A 24,348-nucleotide genomic window follows, 5' to 3' on the forward strand; every position below is an offset into this window, starting at 1 on the left:
AGTAAGGAATGTGTTAGAAATTGCGGATTTCAGTCCATGTTTAGGTACCAATGCCTTGCTGTAGCGGCACGGCATTGGTACATTTAGTGCAATTTTCTATCTTATAATTCTTTCAGGACGAGCGAAGAATATGTTCAAAAAACTTCGTGGCATATTTTCAAATGACCTATCAATCGATTTAGGTACTGCCAACACTCTTATCTACGTAAAAGGACAGGGCATTGTCCTAGACGAGCCTTCAGTAGTCGCTATCCGCCAAGACCGCAACCGTGCAGGTAAAAGCGTTGCTGCTGTAGGTCATGCAGCAAAACAGATGCTAGGTCGTACACCGGGCAATATTTCTGCAATCCGTCCGATGAAAGATGGTGTTATTGCGGACTTCTACGTCACAGAAAAAATGCTACAGCACTTCATCAAACAAGTGCACGACAACAGCGTACTAAAACCAAGCCCACGTGTATTAGTATGTGTGCCATGTGGTTCAACTCAAGTTGAACGCCGCGCTATCCGTGAATCGGCATTGGGCGCAGGCGCACGTGAAGTGTACCTAATTGACGAGCCAATGGCGGCTGCAATTGGTGCAGGTCTACGCGTTTCTGAGCCAACAGGTTCTATGGTGGTCGATATCGGTGGTGGTACGACAGAAGTCGCTGTTATCTCGTTGAACGGTGTTGTGTACTCATCGTCTGTACGTATCGGTGGTGACCGCTTTGATGAAGCGATCATTAATTACGTTCGTCGTAACTACGGCAGCTTGATTGGTGAAGCAACCGCAGAAAAGATCAAACACGAAATTGGTTCTGCTTACCCTGGTGACGAAGTGGAAGAGATCGAAGTTCGCGGCCGTAACCTTGCGGAAGGTGTGCCACGTAGCTTTAGCCTGAACTCAAATGAAATCCTAGAAGCACTGCAAGAGCCGCTAACGGGTATCGTTTCGGCGGTCATGGTTGCACTTGAACAGTGTCCACCTGAGCTGGCTTCTGACATCTCAGAAAACGGTATGGTTCTAACGGGTGGCGGCGCGCTACTTAAAGATCTCGACCGTCTGCTAATGGAAGAAACAGGTATCCCAGTTGTTATTGCTGAAGATCCACTCACTTGTGTTGCTCGTGGTGGTGGTAAAGCCTTAGAAATGATCGACATGCATGGTGGCGATCTATTTAGCGAAGAATAATCGTATGGCCTTAGCGAAAGCTAGGGTGTCAAGATAAGGAACTCATACTCAATGAATCCGATTTTTGGCCGAGGACCTTCACTTCAATTACGTCTGTTTTTTGCCGTTATTCTATCAGCCAGCCTCATGCTGGCTGATAGTCGTTTAGGCACATTTGCACAAGTTCGCTATCTACTTAACAGTATGGTAGCTCCAATTCAGTATTTAGCTGATGTACCTCGTGAAATGTTTGATGGAGTTTATGAGCGCTTTAACGTGCGTCAAAGCTTCATGGAAGAGAACTACACGCTAAAACGAGAGATCCTACGCCTCAAAAATGATCTGCTGTTGCTGGATCAATACCGCGAAGAAAACCAACGACTACGTAAATTGCTTGGTTCTGATTTTGTTCGCGACGAACGCAAAGTCGTCACGGAAGTGATGGCGGTTGATACATCTCCATATCGTCATCAAGTTGTGATCGACAAAGGGCATATTGATGGTGTCTACGTTGGTCAGCCTGTGGCGAATGAAAAAGGCATTGTAGGGCAGGTTACGTTTGTTTCTGCGCACAATAGCCGCGTGCTACTGCTCACCGATAGCTTAAGCGCGATACCTGTTCAGATCGTGCGCAATGACATTCGTGTTATCGCGTCGGGTAGCGGAGATATGGACCACATTAACCTTGATCATATCCAGATCAGTCTTGATGTTCAGGAGGGTGATTTGCTGGTCACATCTGGTTTAGGTGGGCTTTATCCTGAAGGTTATCCGGTGGCTCATGTTTCTAAAGTAACAAGAGACACGACACGGGAGTTTGCGCAAATTGAAGCGGATCCGGTCGTTGATTTTTCAAGGCTGCGTTACTTATTGCTCATTTGGCCAAGTGATATAAGACAAGAGAAAATTCAGCAAGCATCACCAGAGAATATGCAAGAGGAAGTCATCAATGAGGAATAGCACTTTTAAAGGTCGCATAATAATGCTGTGCTCATTTCTGTTGGCTTTAACCTTGCAGACCATCCCATGGCCGGGCATGTTAGATTTGATACGTCCGTCTTGGTTACTGCTGGTGACATGCTACTGGGTGTTAGCGCTTCCTAACCGAGTGAATGTAGGCACGGCGTTAATTCTTGGTTTGCTTTGGGATTTGCTGCTCGGTTCCACATTAGGAATTCGAGGTATGATGCTATCTATCGTCATTTATTTGATTGCGCTTAACTTTTTAGTCATTCGTAACATGGCGTTGTGGCAACAAGCGATTCTGATTGGTTTAATGTCTATATTGTTAGACGTGCTGATTTTCTGTGGTGAATACTTAATACAGGATATTACCTTTAACACGGTCACACTATGGAGTGGCTTAGTTAACTGTATTTTATGGCCTTGGATGTTCCTACTTATGCGTCGTGTAAGACGCCATTGGCATGTGAGATAGTGATGACTCAACCTCTAATTCTTGCTTCGGCATCACCTCGGCGGAAAGAGTTACTTTCACAGCTAGGTTACAGTTTTACGGTACTCGCGACAAATGTTGAGGAGTGCCGTGAACCACACGAAACAGCGCAAGAGTACGTCGCTCGTTTATCCAAAGATAAAGCGCAAGCGGCTTTGGTATTACATCCCGACGCGGTGGTTGTGGGCTCTGATACCGTTGTGGTTTGCAAGCAGCAAGTCCTGGAAAAACCACGGGATCTAGAACATGCTAAGCAGATGTTACGGATGCTTTCAGGTAGAGAGCATCAAGTGATGACAGCGGTGACAGTCATCAGCCAAGAGAAACATGAAACGGTCGTAGTCTCGACCAGCGTATGGTTTAAAACCTTGTCAGAGAAAGAAATCGAACAATATTGGCAAACAGGTGAACCATGCGATAAAGCTGGCAGTTATGGTATTCAAGGAATCGGTGGCCGTTTTGTTACGCGGATTGAAGGCAGCTACCACGCGGTGGTAGGGCTTCCATTATTTGAAACTGACCAGCTTCTGCAAAAATTCTTATAATTTACATTGAGGTGCGCTCATGAGTGCAGAGTTGCTGATCAACGTGACCCCGAGTGAAACACGGGTAGCTATGATTGAAGGGGGGACCCTACAAGAAATCCATGTAGAACGTGAAGCAAAACGTGGCATTGTAGGAAACATTTACAAAGGCAAAGTCAGTCGTGTATTGCCAGGTATGCAAGCGGCGTTTGTGGATATCGGCCTAGAAAAAGCCGCATTCTTACATGCATCCGACATTGTTCCTCACACAGAATGCGTTTCTGAGAATGAAAAGCAGCAGTTTCAGGTGCGAGATATATCGGAGTTGGTTCGCCAAGGACAAGATATTGTTGTTCAAGTGGTGAAAGACCCGCTAGGTACAAAAGGTGCGCGTTTAACAACGGATATTACCCTCCCATCTCGTTACTTAGTGTTTATGCCAGGTGCGAGCCATGTTGGTGTATCCCAGCGTATTGAAAGCGAAGAAGAGCGGAATCGACTGAAAAAAGTTGTAGGCGAATATTGCGATGAAAATGGCGGTTTTATTATTCGTACCGCCGCTGAGGGGGCACTAGATAAAGAGCTGTCACAAGACGCCGCGTTTCTAAAGCGCCTATGGTCGAAAGTGATGGAGCGTCGCAGTAAATATAAAACCCGTTCGACACTCTATGGGGAGCTCGGCCTTTCACAGCGCATACTAAGAGATTTCGTTGGCACTGATTTGACCAAAATCTTGGTCGACTCAAGGCAGGAATTTGAAAACCTGAAAGAGTTTACCTCTGAGTATGTTCCGGAACTGACGGATAAACTCGAACTTCATGAAGGTGACAAACCTATCTTTGATATGTATGACACTGAAAATGAGATTCAACGCTCTCTAGAGCGTAAAGTTGAGCTCAAGTCCGGTGGCTACCTCATCATTGACCAAACTGAGGCGATGACAACCGTAGATATCAATACGGGTGCCTTTGTGGGGCGTCGTAATTTAGAAGAAACCATCTTCAACACCAATATCGAAGCAACTCAAGCGATCGCACGCCAACTTCGCCTACGTAACTTAGGTGGCATCATCATTATTGATTTCATCGATATGATTTCTGATGAACATCGTAAGCGTGTACTTACTTTATTAGAAGCTGCGTTAGACAAAGACCGCGTGAAAACAAACATCAACGGCTTTACCCAACTGGGGCTAGTCGAGATGACGCGCAAACGCACAAGAGAAAGTATTGAACATATCCTATGCTCTACGTGTCCAACTTGTGAGGGGCGCGGAACAGTTAAGACTGTCGAAAGTGTCTGTTACGAGATTTTGCGTGAGATTACACGCGTGAACCGTGCGTATGATGCGGATAAATTCGTGGTGTATGCGTCCCCAGCGGTTGCTGAAACACTACAAGGAGAGGAGTCACACGCCCTCGCTGAGTTAGAAGTGTTTATCGGCAAAGAAGTGAAGATACAGGCAGAACCGCTCTATATCCAAGAGCAGTTTGATGTCGTTATGATGTAAAGGGTGTATGTGAGCTCGACCACAACGCGTATAGCAAGGTGTCTTTTATGGCTGGTTGTTACAATTTTGGTGTTTGTCGCCACCGTTGTAACAGCCCTACGTATTACTTTGCCTCAACTCAACCATTTTCAAGATGACATTAAAAGCTGGGTAACCACAAGCTCTGGTTTGGAGTTGGAAATTGGTGACTTCCGTGGTTCTTGGCAAAACAACCACCCCTCAATTTTATTACAAGATGTCGAAGTCCATATGCCCAAGGGCAGCGACATATCCTTCAATGCCGATAAGATTGAGTTAGAGCTGGATATTCTCCAATCTCTTGTACAGCTTCAGCCAGTCGTTGCTGATTTGAGTATCCACCAGCTAGAACTCGACATCACCTCAGTTAAGCTCGCGCAAAATGAAGATGCTCAGCCCGTACTTGAACCTGAAGGGGAACAGAAAAGTGGGCTCAACAGACTGGATAACCTGCTTCTCAGGCAGCTGGATGATTTCTCTCTTATTGATTCGACCATTCACTTTCAAGGCTTGGATGGTAACGCTAGACAGCTTGATATTGCTAAACTTCGTTGGAAAAATGATGGCAATCACCATATCGCAGAGGGTGAAGTTAGCTTTGCGGATAGTGGTGTCAACTCTGCTCAGGTACAAGCTGAATTTGTCGACTTTGGTTCACTGAAAGACGTCACGGGCGAGTTTTACATTTCCGTGCAGAATGTACGTATTACTCCATGGCTGACGAAATACCTCAAAACAGAAACGGGTATAGAAAAAGGGCAAGCGAGCTTTAACAGTTGGTTCACTCTCAATCGCTCGAAGCCAGTTAGTGCTTACTTAGAGCTACAACCTTCAGAAATCATCTGGCAGGAAGGTCAACGTCATGAACTATTCATTGAGGCTGGCATTTTTGAGCTGATACCAAAGCAACAAGGTTTGCAAGTGAATGCCCACTCACTTAAATTGAGAACCGATGATACTCCGTGGCCAAGTTTGGATATGGCGTTCGATTGGCAACCGGAACACTGGCGTTTAAATGTTTCCGAGTTAGACATTGAAGCGATTAGTCCACTGTTCAAACTTGCACCTAAATCAAAAGCGACAACGGAACTGCTTGAAAAACTTGCGGTAGGTGGTCTGATTGAAGATCTCAGAGTCTCGATGGGTCAAGACCTACAAAGTTTGCGTTATTCAGCCGAACTGACCAACGGTCAAATGGCGCAGTGGGAGCTATTGCCCGAGTTACATCATTTGTCTGCGGAAATCTCAGGTCGCTTGGATCAGGCGGTCGCTAAAGTCTCTTTGATTGATGACACGTTGCCATACGGTGATGTTTTTCAGGCACCATTGGTGATTAAACAAGGTCAGGTGGATATTGTTTGGCAACAAGATGATTCTGGCTGGCGTTTATGGGCCGACAAAGTCACGGCGGCCACACCCGATCTTCAGGTCTTGGGTGCGTTCCGGTTAGATTTCCCGAAAGAGCAAAGCCCATTTTTATCTTTTTATGCGGAAGCGGATCTCTTTAATGCTGGAGAGACATGGCGCTATCTACCGACACGCGCTTTAGGCCAAAGTTTAACGGATTACCTTTCATCTGCGATTCAAGACGGCCACGTCGAGACGGCGAAATTAGTCTGGTTCGGCGAATTAGGCTCTTTCCCATACAAAAACAACGATGGCATCTTTCAGGCTTCTGTAGGATTGGAAGAGGCAAAATTCAGTTTTGATATAGCTTGGCCAACGATTACCGATCTTCAGCTGGATCTGCTTTTCCAAAACGACGCCATGTATCTAGACTCTCACAGCGCGACGTTGCAAGCGGTAAAGGCCACCCGTATTACAGGTCGTATTCCTTCTTTGGCAAGTGATGGGCATATCGAAATTGAAGCCACTGCGAGCGCACAAGGTAATGCCGTCCGTGATTACATGACAGCGACACCTCTGGTTGATTCAGTGGGTGCTGCTCTCACCGCGATTCAGGTCGAAGGTGAAGTCGCGTCAGAATTCCAACTTCGTATCCCGTTTAGTTCACAGAGTGAAGCTCGTGCTTGGGGCTACGCCGATCTCAATAACAATCGCGTCAATGTCAAAACGCCGGAGATAACTCTAGAGTCTGTTAAAGGGCGGATTGAGTTTGATAATGATGTTGTTAAGGCTTCTAAATTGAAAGCCCAGTTGTTAGAACAGCCAGTCAAATTAGGCTTCTTGGGAGCAAATGCAGGTAAAGGCTACGGAGTAGGCATTGATATCGAGGGAAATTGGAACATCAAACCTATTGCGCGTTATCTCGGTGAACGCTGGATTGAACCGTTGCAAGGTCGCGCACCATGGAAGATGGATGTCGATATCGACCTCAATGACGTTGGCTTTACTTACCAAATAGATACCATAGCGGATCTTAAAGGTATCCAAAGTCGATACCCTTACCCATTGAATAAAGCACGCAATCAGTCCGGGCGAGCGAGGCTACAAGCATCGGGTAATCAAGAATCCGTGTCGGCGCGTTTGCAACTGCCAAACTTAAAGTATCAGACTGAAATTGATATTCGCCCAGACGTACCCGTACTGAAAGCAACAAACTTGGTGTTGGGTAACGGCAGCTTTAAGGCAAGCCCTGTGGTTGGTCATCGATCTCAGGTAAGGACAGATAAGTTTAACCTAGATGATTGGTTTGAACAGTTTTCAGACACGACCGTTAAAAAGTCATCGGGCGAGAAGTCCTCATTCCCAGACATTCCGTTACCACAAAGAATAGCGTTAGAAACAAAAGTGCTGACGTTAGCCGGCATTGAATGGAACGATGTGGACTTTTCAGCGAGGAAAAATGGCGCGACTTGGGATATGAATGTCGCGAGCCAAGAAGTGGAAGGAAAAGCGACGTATACAGCACCAGATAAGCTTTCCGCCGATTTACAACGCCTTCATGTCTACATTCCTGAGTTGGATGAGGAATATAAGGATAAAACCCTCTTTGAGCTAGACTCAAAAGACAACGTATTGATTAGCGAGTTTGACCGTACGTTCCAAAAGCAAGTGCCTAATACGAAGTTAGAGATTGGTGATTTCTGGCTCCAGGGCTACAAGGTCGGCAAAGTGAATTTGGACCTGCAGCGCCAAGGCGACAAAATTGAATGGAAAAAGTTGTCCTTTAGCAGTGGCTCAAATCAGGTTGATATGAGTGGATCTTGGCGGCTGTCAGGAACGGAAAGCCAAACTTCATTAACGGTCAAAATGTCTGGAGAGAACAACAGTGACGTTATGGAACGTTTTGGTATCTCATCAGGCATTCAGCAAGCGCCGTTCGATCTCAGTGCAGACTTAAATTGGCAGGGGGCTCCTTGGTCGATGGATGTGAGTTCACTGCAAGGGAATGTGAAAACCAAACTTGGCAAAGGGGTGATCTCTGATGTCAGTGGTGCGGCGCGTTTGCTTGGTTTGTTTAGCCTAGATTCCATTATTAGAAAAATGCAGCTCGATTTTACAGGTGTGTTTGATGATGGCATGGCATTCAACACCATCACCGGGAGCGGCGAGATTAACCATGGCGTATTTGTAACGAATGACATCTTTATGGATGCGGTCGCAGGTAAAATGACGATTCGCGGCTTGGCGAATTTAGATCGTAAGACGGTTGATGCGGAAGTTAACTTTGTGCCTGATATTACGTCAGGTATTCCTGTTTTTACGGCGTTTGCGGTAACACCTCAAACCGCACTGTATGTGTTGGCGATCACCACAGTGATCTCTCCGGTTGTCGAAGTGTTTACGCAAGTGAATTATGAAGTTAAGGGGCCTCTCGATTCACCTGAGGTGAAAGAACTGTCGCGTAGAAAAGGCGAATTTACGTTACCGAGACGTTTACAAGACAAGAAACAGTAGGAAAAGGAACTCATGGAAAGAGTTGGGCTAATACAAATGACGTCAGGTCCTGAAGTAAATGCAAACCTGACTTATATCCAGCAGCAAGTCAAATCATTGGCCGAGGCTGGTGCGAGGCTTATTGTTACACCAGAAAACGGTATCGTATTTGGTAGCAAAGCGGATTATCACCGATGCGCTGAGCCACTTGGTGATGGCGAAATTCAATCCCAACTGGCTGGCCTTGCTGCAATGTACAAAATTTGGTTGGTTATTGGGAGTATGCCGATACTGACCACGAAAGGGGTAACGACGACCTCACTGGTGTTTGATCCGCAAGGTCGGCGAATCGCTCACTACGATAAATTGCACATGTTTGATGTCGATGTTGGTGATGGTCACAAACGCTACCGAGAGTCAGAAACGTTTACTCCAGGTGATAAAATCATCTCGGTTGAGACGCCAATGGCGCACTTGGGTTTAACAATCTGCTATGATGTTCGTTTCCCTTCGCTCTACAGTGAGTTGGCTAAGCGTGGCGCGAATGTTATTTTGGTACCTGCGGCGTTTACAGCAGTGACAGGAAAAGCGCACTGGGAAACCTTATTGAGAGCGAGAGCGATTGAAAGTCAAAGTTGGATTTTGGCTGTCAATCAATGTGGCGTTCATCCTGGTGGGCGAGAAACGTGGGGACATTCAATGGTCGTTTCACCTTGGGGTGAGGTGGTGGCGAGTTTGGATGGTGAACCTCAGAATTTGGTCGTAGATATCAACCTCAATCAAGTGGATGAGGTAAGAGCAGCAATGCCCGTGTTATCTCACACCCGATTCAACAATCAATTAAAAGTTTAAGAGCGAAGTATGACGATAAACCATGTAGAAGATGCGTTGCTAACATCAGCAGGGCTGACACAGCAAGATGTGGCAGATACCTTAGCGAGTATCGCCACACGCGAGATTGATTATGCGGATATCTATTTTCAATCAAGTTGGCATGAATCTCTGGTACTTGAAGACAGCATTATCAAAGATGGCTCTTTCAATATTGATTGTGGCGTCGGAGTGCGTGCGGTCACTGGAGAAAAAACAGGTTTTGCTTACTCAGACCAAATTCAACGCGATGGATTAAAGCAAAGTGCGATTGCCGCGCGCGGTATTGCCAAGCAAGGTCAAAACGGAACGGTTCAAGCGTTCAAGCGTTCTGATAATCAGAATATTTATGGCGCGGTGAACCCTCTTGAAAGCTGGGAAAAAGAACAAAAAACTCAGCTATTGAAAGAACTTGATGCTTACATCAGAACAAAAGAGCCACTTATCAAAGAAGTGTCTATTAGCTTAAGTGGTGTGCACGAACAGATGTTAGTGGCCGCGACGGATGGCACTTACGCAGGTGATATTCGTCCATTGGTTCGCTTGTCCATTAGTGTGTTGGCACAACGAGGCGAACGCCGTGAACGAGGCAGTTCCGGTGGCGGTGGCCGCTTTGGTTACGATTTCTTCCTAACGGAAAATGACGGAATTAAAGTCGCGTATCAGTTTGCAGACGAAGCTATCCGAATGGCGATGGTCAACCTGGAAGCAGAGGCAGCACCAGCGGGCTCAATGCCAGTGGTATTAGGCTCTGGTTGGCCTGGCGTTCTACTTCATGAAGCGGTCGGTCATGGTCTTGAAGGGGACTTTAACCGCAAAGAATCATCGGTCTTTAGTGGCAAACTGGGCCAAAAAGTGACGTCTGATCTCTGTACGATTGTCGATGACGGAACACTTAAAGACCTACGTGGTTCACTGAATGTGGATGATGAAGGGGTAGAAAGCCAGCACAATACCTTGATAGAAAATGGTGTGCTTAAAGGCTACATGCAAGATAAGCTTAACGCGCGTTTGATGGGCGTTAAGCCAACGGGTAACGGCCGTCGTGAGTCTTACGCTCATTTGCCTATGCCTCGTATGACGAACACTTACATGCTACCGGGTCAGCATACTCCTGAAGAGATCATCTCTACGGTTAAAAAAGGCCTGTATGCACCAAACTTTGGTGGCGGTCAGGTGGACATTACTTCTGGTAAATTTGTGTTTTCTGCATCAGAAGCCTATTTGATTGAAGACGGTAAGATCACGCGCCCAGTGAAAGGGGCTACTCTGATTGGTTCTGGTATCGAGGCAATGCAGCAAGTTTCGATGGTCGGTAACGATCTTAGCCTTGACCGCGGCGTCGGTGTTTGTGGTAAAGCGGGTCAAAGCGTTCCTGTTGGTGTCGGACAGCCAACGTTGAAACTGGATTCTTTAACCGTCGGCGGAACAGAATAGTTTTTGTTATTCGCGAGAAGCGTAATAAAAGAAACCTAATAAAAAAGCTGCGAGATTCGCAGCTTTTTTGTTTTCGTTGTCATTTGGTGATGTAGGTATTAAATACCATCACGCTCAATAGGACAGCTCATACAGCGTGCACCACCACGACCTCGGCCAAGTTCATTGCCCGGAATCGTCAGTACTTCGATGCCTGCTTTGTCGTATTTCTCATTGGTGTATACGTTGCGCTCGTAACCGATAACCACACCTGGCTTCACTGTTAGAACGTTGTTCGCATCGTTCCACTGCTCACGCTCAGCTTCGTAGCTATCACCACCTGTCGTAATGATCTTGAGGTAATCAACGTCCAGTGCTTGCTCAATCGCATGAATGTAGCTTGGTACTTGCTCGACTTTGATTTCACCATCATTTTTCGCGCTTAAACGCCATGTGTCTAGATCTTTACGCATGATCTCTGGATACACTGAGAAAGTATCAATATCCATATGCGTCATAACCGTATCTAGGTGCATGCATGAACGGTGCTTAGGCAGATCAATCGCGATCACTTCTTTTGCTTGACCGTGTTTAAACAAGCTTGCCGCTAGATTCTCGACACCTTGCGCAGTCGTACGCTCAGACATACCAATAAGTACCGCTTCTTTACCGATAACCAACACATCACCGCCTTCGATATTGGCATTATCGTAGTGTAGGTCTTCATCACCGAAGTACTTGATAAAGTCTTGCCCAGCAAAAACAGGGTGCCAGCGATAAATAGCTTTTAGGTGGTTAGTCTCGCGCTGACGAGCAGGCATCATCATTGGGTTAAGCGATACGCCGCCATATACCCAACAAGAAGTATCACGGGTAAATAAGTGGTTTGGCAGAGGTTCAATGACAAAATCAAGTGGACGGTGCATTTTAGGCAACATCGACGCTGATTGAATTGGTAGCTCTGAATACGCTAAACCGCCAAGTAGGATAGTCGCTAAATGCTCGTTATCCATATCAGACAGATAATGGCGCAGGTCACGCGCAAACACAGGCCCGTATCGGAAATCAGAAATTTGAGTGTTAAGAAGCCACTCTTTTGCATCAGATACAGCAAGCGTTTCCACCAGAAGATCATGCAGTAGAAGAACTTCTACGCCTTGGTTGGTTAGCGTTTGAGCAAATTTATCATGCTCCTCACCCGCAGCTTCAACAGCTAATACGTCATCAAATAATAGCTCGTGACAGTTTGAAGGGGTTAGGTGGGTTAGGGCACGCTCAGGACGGTTTAATAATACGCGTCGTAACTGACCAACTTCAGAGCCTACATACAGCTTACTCATTTTGTATCCTTACAATTAATTCCTGAGCGTATTTATGACAAGAATGTTATCAGGATGCAAGTTTGTTGTTTGGCTGTTAATGCTTGTTGTTTTTTATTTTTAGGTGATTAATTCTGATATTTTTTGTTGATTATGATTTTTTTGATATTTTCATCTTTAATGATCGTAAGCAAATTAGTGCGTCTATATTCGGATTTTTAAGTGTGGTTGTGTGAGGATTCATCCATGTATGAAAGCATAGCTATTCATGGATATTGACGAATAAGAGGTAAAGATACCTTTTTATTCATTTAGGCGTGAAAGGGATATATGCATAGTCAAAAAATAAAAACGCACGATGTCCTGCTAGGAACTGGAAATAACAGCGATAGATAATTCTGAATGCCTAGGTTGATAATAAAATGTTAACTTTTTCATCCTGTGAGCAGGATCGACTTTACTTAGGCTCGGATCGCTCAATAAAGATGGGGATCTTCGCTGATTCTGGGTGGTATTTTTACTGGATCCATGCGATAGTCCGTTGCGTTAAATTATGATCAATTTTGTCACTATCTGGAGCACTACTTATGTCTCATGAAGATGAATATCTATCAGTCGAACAATTACTTGAGATTCAAAAGGAAGAGACTCGCGACATCATCCAAGCTCTACTGGAGGACGGCAGTGATCCAGATGCTCTTTACGACATCGAACACCATCTATTTGCAGAAGATTTTGCAACGTTAGAGAAAGCGGTGGTTGAAGCGTTTAAGATGGGCTTTGAAGTTCTAGAAGCTGAAGAAACAGAAGATGAAGATGGCAACAAACTGCTTTGCTGTGATGCGACAATGGAGTCAGCTCTGGATGCAGAAGCAATTGATGCTCAAGTGGAAAAACTGGTTCACCTCGCTGAGAAATACGACATCATTTACGATGGTTGGGGTACTTACTACGAAGGTGAAGACGCGCTTTATCCTGAAGAAGATGAAGACGAAGAGTAAACAAATTACCTAGATTCTCAAAATAATGCCAGTCACTATGACTGGCATTGTTGTATTACTAGATTGGTAATATCCACGTAAATTCAAAAATGGAACTCTCATGCAGCTTTCCCTCGCCGGTCTTTGGCAAATCTCCCCTCTAACCGATCTTTCAGTCCCACAAAGCGACTTGATGTTCCCTGCGCCTTTAAGTGACAAACTGCCCTCGTACCTCACGGAAGAAATGATTGCTCAGCAAGAGTGGCACTTAATGCATGATATAGAAGTGGATGAAGCCATGTTGGCTTACCCAGCTGTGGATTTGATATTAGGTGGCGTGGATTATCACGCAGAAGTGCGCCTGAATGGTGTCGCGGTGTTTGACTGTGATGGGACTCAAGCAGAGTACAAGAAAGACATTCGTCCCTACATGCAGTTGGGAAGAAATCGGTTTGAAATACTTTTCCTCGAAGAAGAAGAGTCGCTAATCTTTGAGGATGACCTTCTTGATGTCTGCCAACTTGGCGATCAATCTTATCAGCCATTTGATAAAAGGGTAGGGATCTGGAAAGTGCCTTACCTCCAGTTTATTCGCCATATGCGATTAGAGCATGTGGCAACCGAACAGATTTGGCATCACGGGGGCGGGTGTGAATTCCTCGTTGATTTGTACTACAAAACCTTTGCACCGGGATTGGTATCCGCTGCTGTTAAGTTTAATGGTATGACTTACCACTTTCCTATCGACGTGCGAAATGATCATGTGAGTGCATTGTTTCAAGTCGAAGCGCCGATTTATATTGATACAAACAAGCCAAATCCAGCAGACTTATATCCGCTGGAAGTGAATTTAGATGGTCAGACTCAACGTTTTAATGTCGGGCTCAGCAAAGACAGCTGCGTGATACATTTTCCTATTTAACCGTTTTATCTATCCATGAGCACAGCCAATTAGCATGCTGTGCTCAAGCTGCTTTCGTTGCCAAACTTTCTCGTGAAAGTAGTAAGCCATGGTATTAATACTTGGTTCAATCGCTGCCAAAATCCCACCTACAACCCAACTTCCTGTCAATAGATACGCTACTGTAAAGGCAACGCTAAAATGCACAACGGCAAAACTGGTTGTTTTAATACCTGTCGATCGTGTCATCGTTTTTAAACGGTGGTGGCTTTGCCAAATACGTTCGTGGAAGTAAAACGCCACGGTGTTGACCATAGGTTCAATCATGGCGATTAAACTCCCGATGAGGATATCGCCAGTCAGAAGGTATGCCACACTGAATGCAATGGTGAAGTGCAATGCTGCAAAAGTGATGGTTTTTTTCATGGGATAGTCCAACCGTTGTGATTTCGATAAGACTATTATTGAGAATTATTTCCATTTATGAAAATGGATATTAGTGATTAGTTTGATAGTTTTGGTCTATTAAAAAGCGCTCAGTGAGCGCTTTTGTTAATTTAAACTAAGCGCCATGAGGCTTGATGACCAATACATTGATGTGCGACTTTTGAACGACTTTATTGGTGACAGAGCCGAGTAACGCTTTATCTAACCTAGAGCGCTTGTGGCTCGGCATCACAATCAGATCAGCGCCAACCTTATCTGCGTATTCCAGTATGGTTGAAGCGGGCTGACCCTCAGAGACATTGACACTATAAAGCACGTTGTCTGGAATATTGTCGAGAGCAAATTTTTTGAGTTGCTCCTCAACGTCTTGTTTCATTTTAATCGCGGCATCTTTTGGGAAGTAGCTGGCGACCATCGACATATGCATGCCGGGTAAAACGTTCAGAAGGTGCAGTTGAGCATTGGAATGTGTTGCATACCAGACTGCTGCTTCTACGGCTTTGTCTGAAAAACCTTGGTCGTTCAGGTCTACGGGGACAAGGATTTGCTTATACATTGTTATTTCTCTTTATGAGTCATTCGAGCTATCGAAAATAAAAATTGCGTACTAGCTTAAGTTTAGCTCCATCAATAGATGGAGCTTGCTAAGTTATACGCTCAACTGCTCTTTGCGAGCGCGTTTTCTTTGGTTCATCGCCATAATCAATAAGATGATTAATGCAGGCACAAACACCCACTCTTTCATTGGTCTATCGGAGTCGACGATGACTGTTCGGATTTCCCAATCAAAGTCGATGCCCGCAGATTCAGCAGGGCTACCAAACTCGACCATATCAACCAGCATACGACCACTATCAAGGTTGAGCATTAACCCCATAGAAGAAATACGTTCTTCTCCTGATACCGCGCCATCATCGAACGGTAGACGAACCGTTTTAGAAGTGTAGTCCCCTTCAAGGTTTTCACCTGCGACAAGCAACTCAATCTCTTCACCAACCTTTAACCCTTCAGCGATTTGAGCAACATTGGTACCTGGATGCAAAATCTTCGCAGGGTAAATCTCATCCCACCAGAACCCTGGACGGAAGAAAGTAAAGGTGAGAACTAGTAGGAGAATGGTTTCCCACCACTTGTTCTTAGTAAACCACCATCCTTGAGTCGCGGCTGAGAATATCAACATCGCGATGACCGATGACATAATGGTTAGCGCGAGATGCCACCAAGAATCTATGCCCATCAACAGCAGTTGCGTGTTAAAGATAAACATAAACGGCAAAATGGCGGTACGAATATCGTAAGTAAAGCCCTGAATACCGGTTCGAATTGGGTCAGACTTAGCGATAGCTGCGGCTGCAAACGCTGCCAAACCAACGGGTGGCGTGTCGTCAGCCAGAATACCGAAGTAGAACACAAATAGGTGAACCGCGATCAGTGGAATGATCAATCCACTTTGAGCCCCTAACGTGACAATAACCGGTGCCATCAGCGTAGAGACAACAATGTAGTTCGCCGTTGTTGGTAGGCCCATTCCCAGTATCAAACTGATTACTGCAGTAAACAGAAGCATCAGGAAGATGTTCCCGCCCGAAATAAACTCGACGAAATCGGTCATGACTAGGCCAATGCCTGTTAATGTCACGACGCCCACGACAGTACCCGCTGCTGCGGTAGCGACACCGATACCAATCATGTTTCGAGCACCAGACACCAGACTTTCGAGTAGATCAATGAATCCTTCTTTGGTCTGCTCTGCAAGTGAACCCTGTTTTGACATCAGGGCTAACAACGGGCGTTGGGTGATCAGGATAAAGATCATGAATACCGTTGCCCAAAAGGCAGACAATCCCGGAGAGAATCGTTCAACAGTCAAACACCAAACCAGCACCACGATAGGAAGAAGGTAATGTAAGCCTGATTTGATCGTTGGACCCGGATCAGGAACTTCTGTCAGTTCAGCATCGATTTCAATCGCGCCTTCTTTGGAGTAACTGGCCGACACTTTTACCAATGCAACGTAGGCTATCAGTAAGGCCACGGTCACGATTGGTGTGGCAGCCTCACCAAATACATCTTTGGTCCAGCCAATTCCGTAGTAAACCAGTGCACTAATAATACACAGCCCCAAAATGGTACCTGTAAAGGAAAGCAAGCCTTGAATCAAGGTAGGGTTATGGCGACGAGGTAGACCAGTCATCCCTGCCTTGCACGCTTCAAGGTGAACAATGTAGATAAGCGCGATGTAAGAAATTAATGCAGGTAACAGTGCGGCCTTGATGACTTCTACGTAAGAGATACCCACGTACTCCACCATTAAAAATGCCGCCGCCCCCATGATAGGTGGCGTTAACTGACCGTTTGTTGAAGCTGCAACCTCAACCGCGCCAGCTTTTGTACCGGGGAAACCAACGCGCTTCATCAATGGAATGGTGAACGTACCTGTGGTGACCACGTTTGCAATCGAAGAGCCAGAGACCAATCCAGATAAACCGGATGCAACCACAGCCGCTTTCGCTGGACCGCCGCGCATATGCCCGAGCAACGAGAAAGCGACCTTAATGAAGTAAGCGCCAGCACCAGCTCTTTCCAGCATTGCACCAAACAAAACAAATAGGAAAACGAAAGAGGTAGAAACACCAAGTGCGACACCGAATACACCTTCGGTGGTTAACCACAAATGCGACATTGCTTTATTTAGGCTGGCACCTTTATGCGCGATGACATCCGGCATATGAGGACCACCAAATGTATAAAGCAGGAAGACCGCAGCAACAACCATTAGCGGTGGACCCAACGCCCGTCGAGTTGCCTCTAGAAGTAACACCATACCCGTTACGGCAACAACAATATCAAGAGTCGTTGGCGCACCTGAACGTTCCGCCAATTCGGTGTAGAACAGGAAAATATAGGCGGCAGAAAAGCTACCTAATAACGCAAGTATCCAGTCAACGAGAGGTATATGATCCCGTGGTGAGTGTTTGAGAGCAGGGTAGGCGGTAAATGCTAGAAACACGGCAAACATTAAATGGATGGAACGCGCTTCGGTATCGTTAAGAACGCCAAAATTAAAAATAAATGGTAAAGGAGAGGCGTACCAAAGTTGGAAGAGTGACCAGCACAGCGGCACAAACCATAAGATGCGACCTGGAATCCCTTTAGGATTACGAGCACCAGTATCGGCTTGAGCTACCATATCTTGCACATCTTGAGACGAAGAGTTTGTCTGCGACATGTACTTTATCCTTGTTATATATGGTCCAAGTATCGTTCTGCTTACGAACTATCATCACGTATTAAGTGTAGTGATAAAGATAAACGAATGAACTGTAGTTTGGTTTTCTTAGGTATAAAATGAAGAAGAGTTTCGAAAGTGTGAAACTCTAAAAGTGTGTGACTGTAGAAAGCGGCCACGAAAATTTTCAGGGAGGCGATACCTCCCTGAAATATATGTGTTTACTTATTTAAGTAGACCGACTTCTTTGTAGTACTTCACGGCACCTGGGTGTAGAGGAATAGAAAGACCTGCTTTAACCATGTCTTCTTTCTTCAAGTTAGCAAATGCAGGGTGAAGGCGTTTGAATGTATCGAAGTCTTCGAATACGGCTTTAGCAACATTGTACGCAACGTCGTCAGAAACATTGGTCGTGGTTACCATAGTTGCTGCTACACCAAAGCTATTAACGTCTTTGTCTGTACCACGGTACATGCCGGCAGGTACCGTGCTGTATGCGTAGTAAGGGTTTTTCGCGACAATTTCATCAATTTTTGCACCAGAAGCTGAAATTAGCTTCGCATCACATGATGTTGTTGCTTCTTTGATTGATCCGTTTGGATGACCAACCACGTATACAAATGCGTCAATTTTATTATCACAAAGTGCTTGGGAACGCTCAGAGCCTTTAAGCTCAGATGCAAGTTTGAAGCTGTCGTTTGTCCAGCCCATTGCTTCCATTACGACACCCATTGTCGCACGGTCACCAGAACCAGGGTTACCGATGTTGACACGTTTACCTTCTAGATCTGAAACATTTTCGATACCAGAGTCCGTGCGAGCAATGATGTTGAAAGGTTCTGTGTGTAGAGAGAACACAGCGCGTAAATCTTTGTACGGGCCTTGCTCAGCAAACTTACTTGTGCCGTTGTAACCGTGGTATTGCCAATCAGACTGCACAATACCGAAATCTAGCTCGCCAGCACGAATCGTGTTGACGTTGTAGATTGAACCGCCCGTTGACTCCACTGAACAGCGGATGTTGTGGTCTTTACGGCCTTTGTTAACCAGTTTACAGATTGCACCACCAGTTGGGTAATAAACACCTGTTACTGAACCAGTACCAATAGTGATGAATTCCTGAGCGCTAACCGCGCCAGCACCCATAACTGCAGCTGCAATAGCGCCAACTTTGATAAGTTTGTTAAATGCCATGAATTTCCCTTCCTTTTTCATTATTGTCCCCACTGAAAATGTCATTGCAGTGGGAGTTTCCTAGTATTGGAAACGGCACCTTTCTCAATCCATATGTTGAAAAAGTGTCTGAATAATAGCAAAAAATTGTTTTTAAATTATACGACTGTTAAACAATATAGTTGAAAATCAGAAGTTTGGTTAAAAGGAAATAAGAGGGATATGCTTGTAAGTTCTTTTAAATCAGATGTTTATAGTGACGGGCTTGTTGTTGGTGACTTGTTTAAGATGTGAACTGAATCACGCCAAATTTTATGCAGCGTGATTCATTTATTGAATGTTGGAATTGAAACTATCCAGTATATTCAAAGAGTTCGCACACAGAGTTAAATAATTGCTCTGTAGTTACAGATAGGGTTGGTGTAATGAATATCGTATCGTCACCAGCAACGACACCTAAGATGCCTTCTGATTTACCCAGAGAGTCTAGCAGGCGAGCGATCAGTTGAGCCGCACCCGGACCAGTATGGATAACAACAAGTGCTTTGTTGCGATCGATATCTAAAACCAGTTCGCGTAGTGAGCTTGATACTGTTGGGACACCTAATTCTGCAGGTAAACAGTAAACCATTTCCATCTTCGCATTTCGGGTACGAACAGCCCCAAACTTCGTCAACATGCGTGAAACTTTAGACTGGTTGATATTTTCAAAGCCTTCATTTTTCAGTGCGTCAACGATATCACCCTGAGAACCGAATCGTTCTTCTTTCAATAGAGCTTTAAAGGCACGAACGAGGTTGTCTTGTTTTTCTGAATGGCGCATGATTTTCTTTCACCAATAGTTATGTAAAAAGCAAGTGAATATTCTCGCATAGCTATGCAGTTGTTACCATGAATTAGGGGCAAATCTGTCTAACGTATCACTGAAAATGGGCAGTAATTAGTGATCTGAATCTCATTTGTGATGAGTTCCTGGAAGGCGTGAAACAATAAGAGTGACAAGGGGTAGCGCTTATTTTGAGCAAACTGCGCAAGGTCGCAAAGCTGACGTTAATTGATTGTAATCACCTTGTGATTCATATAGCTTAGTTGTGCTCAAAATTTCTATACCTAAGTGACCCCACCAATTTGGTGAGTGCGCTCAGCAGAAGTAGCCCAACGGAAAGGTTACTCGGGTATACTAACCTACAAGATCATATAAGAGAGTCATCTCAAGGAGAACTACAATGAAAGTAGCCGTTATTGGTGCCGCTGGTGGCATCGGTCAAGCCCTAGCTCTATTGCTGAAAAATCGCCTTCCTGCTGGTTCAGATCTGGCACTGTACGATATCGCGCCAGTAACTCCGGGTGTTGCTGCTGATCTAAGCCACATCCCAACGCCTGTTTCTATCAAAGGCTACGCTGGTGAAGATCCAACACCTGCTCTTGAAGGTGCAGACGTGGTTCTTATCTCTGCTGGTGTTGCGCGCAAACCTGGTATGGATCGCGCTGACCTGTTCAATGTGAACGCTGGCATTGTAAAATCTCTAGCTGAAAAAATTGCAGTTGTTTGTCCAAAAGCTCTTGTGGGTATCATCACAAACCCAGTAAACACAACTGTGCCAATCGCTGCTGAAGTTCTTAAGAAAGCAGGCGTATACGACAAGCGTCGTCTATTTGGTGTGACTACTCTTGACGTGATCCGTTCAGAGACATTCATCGCTGATCTTAAAGATAAAGATCCAGGTGAAGTTCGTGTACCAGTTATCGGCGGCCACTCTGGCGTAACAATTCTTCCTCTTCTTTCTCAAGTAGAAGGTGTTGAATTCACAGCTGAAGAAGTAGAAGCACTAACTAAGCGTATTCAAAACGCAGGTACTGAAGTAGTTGAAGCGAAAGCGGGTGGCGGTAGCGCGACGCTTTCTATGGGTCAGGCTGCATGTCGCTTTGGTCTTTCTCTGGTTAAAGCACTTCAGGGTGAAGAAGTGGTTGAGTACGCTTACGTTGAAGGTAGCGGTGAGCACGCACCATTCTTTGCACAGCCAGTTAAGCTAGGTAAAGAAGGCGTTGAAGAAGTACTAAGCTACGGTCCTCTAAGCGATTACGAGAAATCAGCGCTAGACGGCATGCTAGAGACGCTAAACGGCGACATCCAAATTGGTGTAGACTTCGCTAAATAAGCCGAACTAAACAGATGATTAAGCCGACTTTCGAGTCGGCTTTTTTTATCCACGGCGTCTGTGATTTAGATTTAGGCATTAAAAAAGCGAGCCTTGGCTCGCTTTAACGTTTGGTTGCTATTCGCTGTTACTTACGTACTGCGATAGCTTCAATTTCGATACCTACATCTTTAGGTAGGCGAGCAACTTCTACACAAGAACGTGCTGGGTAGTGCTCTACGTTGTGCTCGTCAAAGAACTTACCGTACACTTCGTTTACTGTGCCAAAGTCGTTTAGGTCTTTAACGAATACCGTTAGTTTAACGATGTCAGCAACAGTTAGACCAGAAGCTTCAACAACGGCTTTTACGTTATCAAGAGACTGACGTGCTTGTTCTGCGATATCCGCTGATACTTCACCAGTTGCAGGGTTTACAGGGATTTGGCCTGAAGTTAGAACCATATTACCTAGGTCAACACCTTGGATGTATGGACCGATTGCAGCAGGAGCAGATTCTGTGTGAAGTACTTTAGTCATTATAATGTTCCATTTGATTATTGGGGTAAAGAGCCTTCAGTTTGCCTTGAAAAAGACCACCAGTAAAGAGAAAAGCCTAGCTTAGTTTAACTAGGCATTAACATATTGTTCTCTAGTATAAACTATCGTTCCGTGACGATTTCACGGGAGAAAACTTTTTCGCAATATTTGCACTTTAAGCGAATATCTTCTTTCTTTTCGAAAATCTTAAAGCTGCTTTCCACTGGCTCGTTGTGCGAGATACAGTTGGTATTTGGACATTCAAAAACGTTGTTGATTTGCTCTGGCAGTTCTAAAGCCAGCTTCTTCACCACTTCGTAATTTTCAATCTGGTTAACAGTTGCATGAGGCGCGTACAAGGCCAGTTTGTTCGCTTGCTCTTCACTGATGAACACATTCTCGATTTTGAGTAGGTCTTTGTGACCCAATGCTGATGATGGAAGGTTAAGGCCAACCGTGACACGTTGCTCAGATTTGTGCATTGAGAACAGCTTGAGCACCTTAATACCAATTTTTGCTGGAATGTGGTCGATTACTGTACCGTTTTTAATTGCTTCTACCTGCAATTGAGTTTCTTTAGTCATCTTGGTTTCCTCTCGATTACAGTGATTGGTTCAGTACTAGTGCTAAAAGCGCTTCGCGTGCGTAAACGCCATTTTCAGCTTGTTGGAAATAGTAAGCGTGTGGCGTTTTATCAACGTCGACTGTGATTTCATCGACGCGCGGTAGTGGGTGCAGCACTTTCAGGTTCTCGCGCGCACCTTCCAACATAGAAGCCGTAAGGACGTACGCTGATTTGATGTGTGCGTATTCAGACTCGTCAAAACGCTCTTTTTGTACACGTGTCATGTATAGCACGTCCAATTCTGGGATCACGCTTTCCATGTCGGTATGTAGGCTGTATTCAATGCCTGCTTCGTCCAACTCTTCGCAGATGTAATCCGGCATGGCCAGAGCTTCTGGCGCAATAAAGAAGAAGCGGATGTTGTTGAACTTAGCCAGTGCTTGAGTCAAAGAATGCACGGTGCGACCGTATTTCAAGTCACCGACAAACGCGACATTTAAGTTATCTAGGCGGCCTTGCGTTTCGGCAATTGAAAATAGGTCGAGCAGTGTTTGAGTTGGGTGTTGGTTTGCACCATCGCCCGCGTTAATAACGGGTACGCCATTTGAGAATTCTGAAGCCAGGCGAGCTGCGCCTTCCTGTGGGTGACGCATAACGAACGCATCGACATAAGAAGAAATAACTTGGACTGAATCTGCCAGTGTTTCGCCTTTTTTCGCAAGAGATGTATTACCACCGTTGTCAAAACCTATGACGTCACCACCGATACGTTGAATCGCGGTTTCAAATGACAGTCGAGTACGAGTTGAAGGCTCAAAGAAGCAGCTTGCGATCACTTTGTTTTTGATCAGATCTGGGTTTGGCTCGGCTTTGAGTTCACCAGCAGTTTTGACAATCAATTCCAGCTCTTCACGCGAGAGTTCAGGAATCGAGATAATATGCTTGTTGTAAAGCGTGTTCGTCATAGTCATCTTCCCATCTGAGTACGAATTTTAGGCAATAAAAAAGCCTCCCATTACGGGAGGCTTTTAAAATCGGTAGAAATAGAAAAAAACCAAGGCCGGCAAGCGCTTTGGCTTACCAAATGTAATACGCTTTTTCGAGCACGAATTACGAGGCATTTTTTCACTATCTCCAGACAAATTGCGGAGCATTATACGCTTAAGTTTTGTCAACGCAAGCGATTACATCGCGCCTTTATCGTGCAAACGTTGAAGGACTTAAGAACCGAGTGTGGCTACCATCACGGCTTTGATGGTATGCATGCGATTCTCGGCCTCATCAAACACAATCGAGTATTCTGACTCAAACACATCTTCGGTGACTTCCAACCCTTTCATGCCGTATTTCTCTGCCACTTCTTTACCTACGGTGGTCTCATCGTTATGGAAAGCAGGAAGACAGTGCATAAATTTAACCTGAGGGTTGCCTGTTTTTTCAATCACATCCATGTTGACTTGGTAAGGCGTCATCATCGCAACACGTTCATCCCACGCTTCAGGCGCTTCGCCCATTGATACCCATACATCGGTGTAAAGGAAGTCACACTCTTTAACGCCTTCTTCCACGTTCTCAGTGAGGGTGATTTTAGCGCCAGTTTGCTTTGCTATTTCACGACACTCTGCGACTAACTCTTCTTCAGGCCAGTACGCTTTTGGGGCAACAAGGCGAATGTCCATTCCCATTTTAGCCGCGCCTACCATTAGTGAGTTACCCATGTTATTACGAGCGTCGCCAAGGTAAGCAAACTTGATTTGGTGCAGCAGTTTGCCACGACCATGTTCTAGCATGGTGAGAAAATCCGCCAGAATCTGGGTTGGGTGAAATTCGTTGGTTAAGCCATTCCATACGGGAACGCCAGCATATTCACCGAGTTCTTCAACTATCTCTTGACCAAAACCACGGTACTCAATGCCATCGTACATTCTGCCCAAAACGCGGGCAGTATCTTTCATTGATTCTTTGTGGCCAATCTGAGAACCAGATGGACCGATATAGGAAACCTGAGCGCCCTGATCAAACGCGGCAACTTCAAACGCACAGCGAGTACGAGTGGATGACTTTTCAAAGATAAGAGCGATATTTTTGCCTACGAGCTTTTTCTGCTCTGTCCCTGCGTATTTTGCTTTTTTTAGATCGGCAGAGAGGTCAAGTAGGAATTGGATCTCTTTAGGGGTGAAATCGAGTAGCTTAAGAAAATTGCGGTTACGTAAGTTGAAAGCCATGCTCCAGTCCTTGAATGTTCATTCGTATAATGGAGATAGTTAAACA

At 45.2% G+C, this 24,348-nt stretch carries 21 protein-coding genes; 11 read left to right on the plus strand and 10 right to left on the minus strand.

All coding sequences use genetic code 11. The annotated features are described in order from the left end of the window. Nucleotides 1-130: 130 nt before the first annotated feature. From NP165_RS01795 to tldD, 8 genes are read left to right on the plus strand one after another with little or no spacing between them, the layout of a single operon-like run. Nucleotides 131-1,174: a rod shape-determining protein gene (locus tag NP165_RS01795; protein ID WP_257084645.1), complete on the plus strand. Its 1,044-nt coding sequence runs from the start codon at nucleotides 131-133 to the stop codon at nucleotides 1,172-1,174. A gap of 51 nt (nucleotides 1,175-1,225) precedes the next feature. Continuing rightward, the gene (gene mreC, locus NP165_RS01800; protein WP_257084646.1) at nucleotides 1,226-2,113 is read left to right on the plus strand and encodes a rod shape-determining protein MreC; all 888 of its coding nucleotides are present in this window, start codon (nucleotides 1,226-1,228) and stop codon (nucleotides 2,111-2,113) included. Next, on the plus strand, nucleotides 2,103-2,591 hold the full coding sequence (mreD, locus tag NP165_RS01805) for a rod shape-determining protein MreD (protein WP_257084647.1): 489 nt from the start codon (nucleotides 2,103-2,105) through the stop codon (nucleotides 2,589-2,591). The genes mreC and mreD overlap by 11 nt, the downstream gene beginning before the upstream one ends. Nucleotides 2,592-2,593: 2 nt before the next feature. After that, a complete protein-coding gene (locus tag NP165_RS01810; RefSeq protein ID WP_257084648.1) occupies nucleotides 2,594-3,154 on the plus strand; it encodes a Maf family protein in 561 nt (186 codons plus the stop codon). A 19-nt stretch (nucleotides 3,155-3,173) separates the two neighbouring features. Beyond that, nucleotides 3,174-4,643 (plus strand): ribonuclease G, encoded by a 1,470-nt coding sequence (gene rng / locus NP165_RS01815; RefSeq protein ID WP_257084649.1) that lies wholly within the window; start codon nucleotides 3,174-3,176, stop codon nucleotides 4,641-4,643. A 9-nt stretch (nucleotides 4,644-4,652) separates the two neighbouring features. After that, complete coding sequence (locus tag NP165_RS01820; protein ID WP_257084650.1) at nucleotides 4,653-8,522, plus strand: YhdP family protein; 3,870 nt, start codon at nucleotides 4,653-4,655, stop codon at nucleotides 8,520-8,522. Between the two features lie 12 nt (nucleotides 8,523-8,534). Beyond that, complete coding sequence (locus NP165_RS01825) at nucleotides 8,535-9,353, plus strand: carbon-nitrogen hydrolase family protein (RefSeq protein ID WP_257084651.1); 819 nt, start codon at nucleotides 8,535-8,537, stop codon at nucleotides 9,351-9,353. 9 nt (nucleotides 9,354-9,362) lie between these two features. Beyond that, a complete protein-coding gene (gene tldD, locus NP165_RS01830) occupies nucleotides 9,363-10,808 on the plus strand; it encodes a metalloprotease TldD (RefSeq protein ID WP_257084652.1) in 1,446 nt (481 codons plus the stop codon). A gap of 98 nt (nucleotides 10,809-10,906) precedes the next feature. On the opposite strand, the gene arcA is transcribed toward tldD, so the two are convergent. After that, nucleotides 10,907-12,127, minus strand: a complete 1,221-nt coding sequence (gene arcA / locus NP165_RS01835) for an arginine deiminase (RefSeq protein WP_257084653.1) — start codon at nucleotides 12,125-12,127, stop codon at nucleotides 10,907-10,909. Between the two features lie 566 nt (nucleotides 12,128-12,693). Between arcA and rraB the strand changes: the two genes are divergently transcribed. Then, nucleotides 12,694-13,107, plus strand: coding sequence for a ribonuclease E inhibitor RraB (gene rraB / locus NP165_RS01840; RefSeq protein ID WP_257084654.1), 414 nt, complete (start codon nucleotides 12,694-12,696; stop codon nucleotides 13,105-13,107). Nucleotides 13,108-13,207: 100 nt separating this feature from the next. Further along, nucleotides 13,208-14,008 carry a glycosyl hydrolase 2 galactose-binding domain-containing protein gene (locus NP165_RS01845; RefSeq protein WP_257084655.1) on the plus strand — a complete coding sequence of 267 codons (801 nt, stop codon included), beginning with the start codon at nucleotides 13,208-13,210 and terminating at the stop codon, nucleotides 14,006-14,008. A gap of 9 nt (nucleotides 14,009-14,017) precedes the next feature. Here NP165_RS01845 and NP165_RS01850 read toward each other — a convergent pair whose 3' ends face one another. The 5 genes from NP165_RS01850 to argR form a co-directional block, all read right to left on the minus strand. Then, nucleotides 14,018-14,413, minus strand: a complete 396-nt coding sequence (locus NP165_RS01850; protein WP_257084656.1) for a DUF2061 domain-containing protein — start codon at nucleotides 14,411-14,413, stop codon at nucleotides 14,018-14,020. A gap of 136 nt (nucleotides 14,414-14,549) precedes the next feature. Beyond that, complete coding sequence (locus NP165_RS01855) at nucleotides 14,550-14,990, minus strand: universal stress protein (RefSeq protein ID WP_257084657.1); 441 nt, start codon at nucleotides 14,988-14,990, stop codon at nucleotides 14,550-14,552. A gap of 93 nt (nucleotides 14,991-15,083) precedes the next feature. Then, on the minus strand, nucleotides 15,084-17,663 hold the full coding sequence (locus NP165_RS01860) for a TRAP transporter permease (RefSeq protein WP_257084658.1): 2,580 nt from the start codon (nucleotides 17,661-17,663) through the stop codon (nucleotides 15,084-15,086). A gap of 225 nt (nucleotides 17,664-17,888) precedes the next feature. Further along, the gene (locus tag NP165_RS01865) at nucleotides 17,889-18,857 is read right to left on the minus strand and encodes a TAXI family TRAP transporter solute-binding subunit (protein ID WP_257084659.1); all 969 of its coding nucleotides are present in this window, start codon (nucleotides 18,855-18,857) and stop codon (nucleotides 17,889-17,891) included. 331 nt (nucleotides 18,858-19,188) lie between these two features. Next, complete coding sequence (gene argR / locus NP165_RS01870) at nucleotides 19,189-19,659, minus strand: transcriptional regulator ArgR (protein WP_257084660.1); 471 nt, start codon at nucleotides 19,657-19,659, stop codon at nucleotides 19,189-19,191. Between the two features lie 403 nt (nucleotides 19,660-20,062). Between argR and mdh the strand changes: the two genes are divergently transcribed. Then, nucleotides 20,063-20,995: a malate dehydrogenase gene (mdh, locus tag NP165_RS01875; protein WP_257084661.1), complete on the plus strand. Its 933-nt coding sequence runs from the start codon at nucleotides 20,063-20,065 to the stop codon at nucleotides 20,993-20,995. Nucleotides 20,996-21,122: 127 nt separating this feature from the next. On the opposite strand, the gene NP165_RS01880 is transcribed toward mdh, so the two are convergent. The 4 genes from NP165_RS01880 to NP165_RS01895 all read right to left on the minus strand — a co-directional run bounded on the left by NP165_RS01880 (nucleotide 21,123) and on the right by NP165_RS01895 (nucleotide 24,302). Beyond that, on the minus strand, nucleotides 21,123-21,512 hold the full coding sequence (locus NP165_RS01880) for a RidA family protein (RefSeq protein ID WP_053396392.1): 390 nt from the start codon (nucleotides 21,510-21,512) through the stop codon (nucleotides 21,123-21,125). Nucleotides 21,513-21,634: 122 nt separating this feature from the next. Further along, entirely contained in the window at nucleotides 21,635-22,096 is a 462-nt protein-coding gene (pyrI, locus tag NP165_RS01885) for an aspartate carbamoyltransferase regulatory subunit (protein ID WP_257084662.1), read from the minus strand. 16 nt (nucleotides 22,097-22,112) lie between these two features. Further along, nucleotides 22,113-23,042, minus strand: a complete 930-nt coding sequence (pyrB, locus tag NP165_RS01890; RefSeq protein WP_257084663.1) for an aspartate carbamoyltransferase — start codon at nucleotides 23,040-23,042, stop codon at nucleotides 22,113-22,115. Between the two features lie 255 nt (nucleotides 23,043-23,297). Next, nucleotides 23,298-24,302, minus strand: coding sequence for an ornithine carbamoyltransferase (locus tag NP165_RS01895; protein WP_257084664.1), 1,005 nt, complete (start codon nucleotides 24,300-24,302; stop codon nucleotides 23,298-23,300). Between the last annotated feature and the right edge of the window lie 46 nt (nucleotides 24,303-24,348).

It is taken from the genome of Vibrio japonicus (assembly GCF_024582835.1).
In the GTDB taxonomy this organism is placed as follows: domain Bacteria; phylum Pseudomonadota; class Gammaproteobacteria; order Enterobacterales; family Vibrionaceae; genus Vibrio; species Vibrio japonicus.

Bases quoted from the DNA above. Each gene is read 5' to 3' on its own strand.
- NP165_RS01860 (WP_257084658.1), bottom strand. From the start codon at position 17,663: ATGTCGCAGACAAACTCTTCGTCTCAAGATGTGCAAGATATGGTAGCT.
- NP165_RS01865 (WP_257084659.1), bottom strand. From the start codon at position 18,857: ATGGCATTTAACAAACTTATCAAAGTTGGCGCTATTGCAGCTGCAGTT.
- NP165_RS01825 (WP_257084651.1), top strand. From the start codon at position 8,535: ATGGAAAGAGTTGGGCTAATACAAATGACGTCAGGTCCTGAAGTAAAT.
- rng (WP_257084649.1), top strand. From the start codon at position 3,174: ATGAGTGCAGAGTTGCTGATCAACGTGACCCCGAGTGAAACACGGGTA.
- NP165_RS01795 (WP_257084645.1), top strand. From the start codon at position 131: ATGTTCAAAAAACTTCGTGGCATATTTTCAAATGACCTATCAATCGAT.
- NP165_RS01810 (WP_257084648.1), top strand. From the start codon at position 2,594: ATGACTCAACCTCTAATTCTTGCTTCGGCATCACCTCGGCGGAAAGAG.
- rraB (WP_257084654.1), top strand. From the start codon at position 12,694: ATGTCTCATGAAGATGAATATCTATCAGTCGAACAATTACTTGAGATT.
- pyrI (WP_257084662.1), bottom strand. From the start codon at position 22,096: ATGACTAAAGAAACTCAATTGCAGGTAGAAGCAATTAAAAACGGTACA.
- NP165_RS01880 (WP_053396392.1), bottom strand. From the start codon at position 21,512: ATGACTAAAGTACTTCACACAGAATCTGCTCCTGCTGCAATCGGTCCA.
- argR (WP_257084660.1), bottom strand. From the start codon at position 19,659: ATGCGCCATTCAGAAAAACAAGACAACCTCGTTCGTGCCTTTAAAGCT.
- NP165_RS01850 (WP_257084656.1), bottom strand. From the start codon at position 14,413: ATGAAAAAAACCATCACTTTTGCAGCATTGCACTTCACCATTGCATTC.
- mreD (WP_257084647.1), top strand. From the start codon at position 2,103: ATGAGGAATAGCACTTTTAAAGGTCGCATAATAATGCTGTGCTCATTT.
- tldD (WP_257084652.1), top strand. From the start codon at position 9,363: ATGACGATAAACCATGTAGAAGATGCGTTGCTAACATCAGCAGGGCTG.
- mreC (WP_257084646.1), top strand. From the start codon at position 1,226: ATGAATCCGATTTTTGGCCGAGGACCTTCACTTCAATTACGTCTGTTT.
- NP165_RS01895 (WP_257084664.1), bottom strand. From the start codon at position 24,302: ATGGCTTTCAACTTACGTAACCGCAATTTTCTTAAGCTACTCGATTTC.
- arcA (WP_257084653.1), bottom strand. From the start codon at position 12,127: ATGAGTAAGCTGTATGTAGGCTCTGAAGTTGGTCAGTTACGACGCGTA.
- NP165_RS01845 (WP_257084655.1), top strand. From the start codon at position 13,208: ATGCAGCTTTCCCTCGCCGGTCTTTGGCAAATCTCCCCTCTAACCGAT.
- pyrB (WP_257084663.1), bottom strand. From the start codon at position 23,042: ATGACGAACACGCTTTACAACAAGCATATTATCTCGATTCCTGAACTC.
- NP165_RS01855 (WP_257084657.1), bottom strand. From the start codon at position 14,990: ATGTATAAGCAAATCCTTGTCCCCGTAGACCTGAACGACCAAGGTTTT.
- mdh (WP_257084661.1), top strand. From the start codon at position 20,063: ATGAAAGTAGCCGTTATTGGTGCCGCTGGTGGCATCGGTCAAGCCCTA.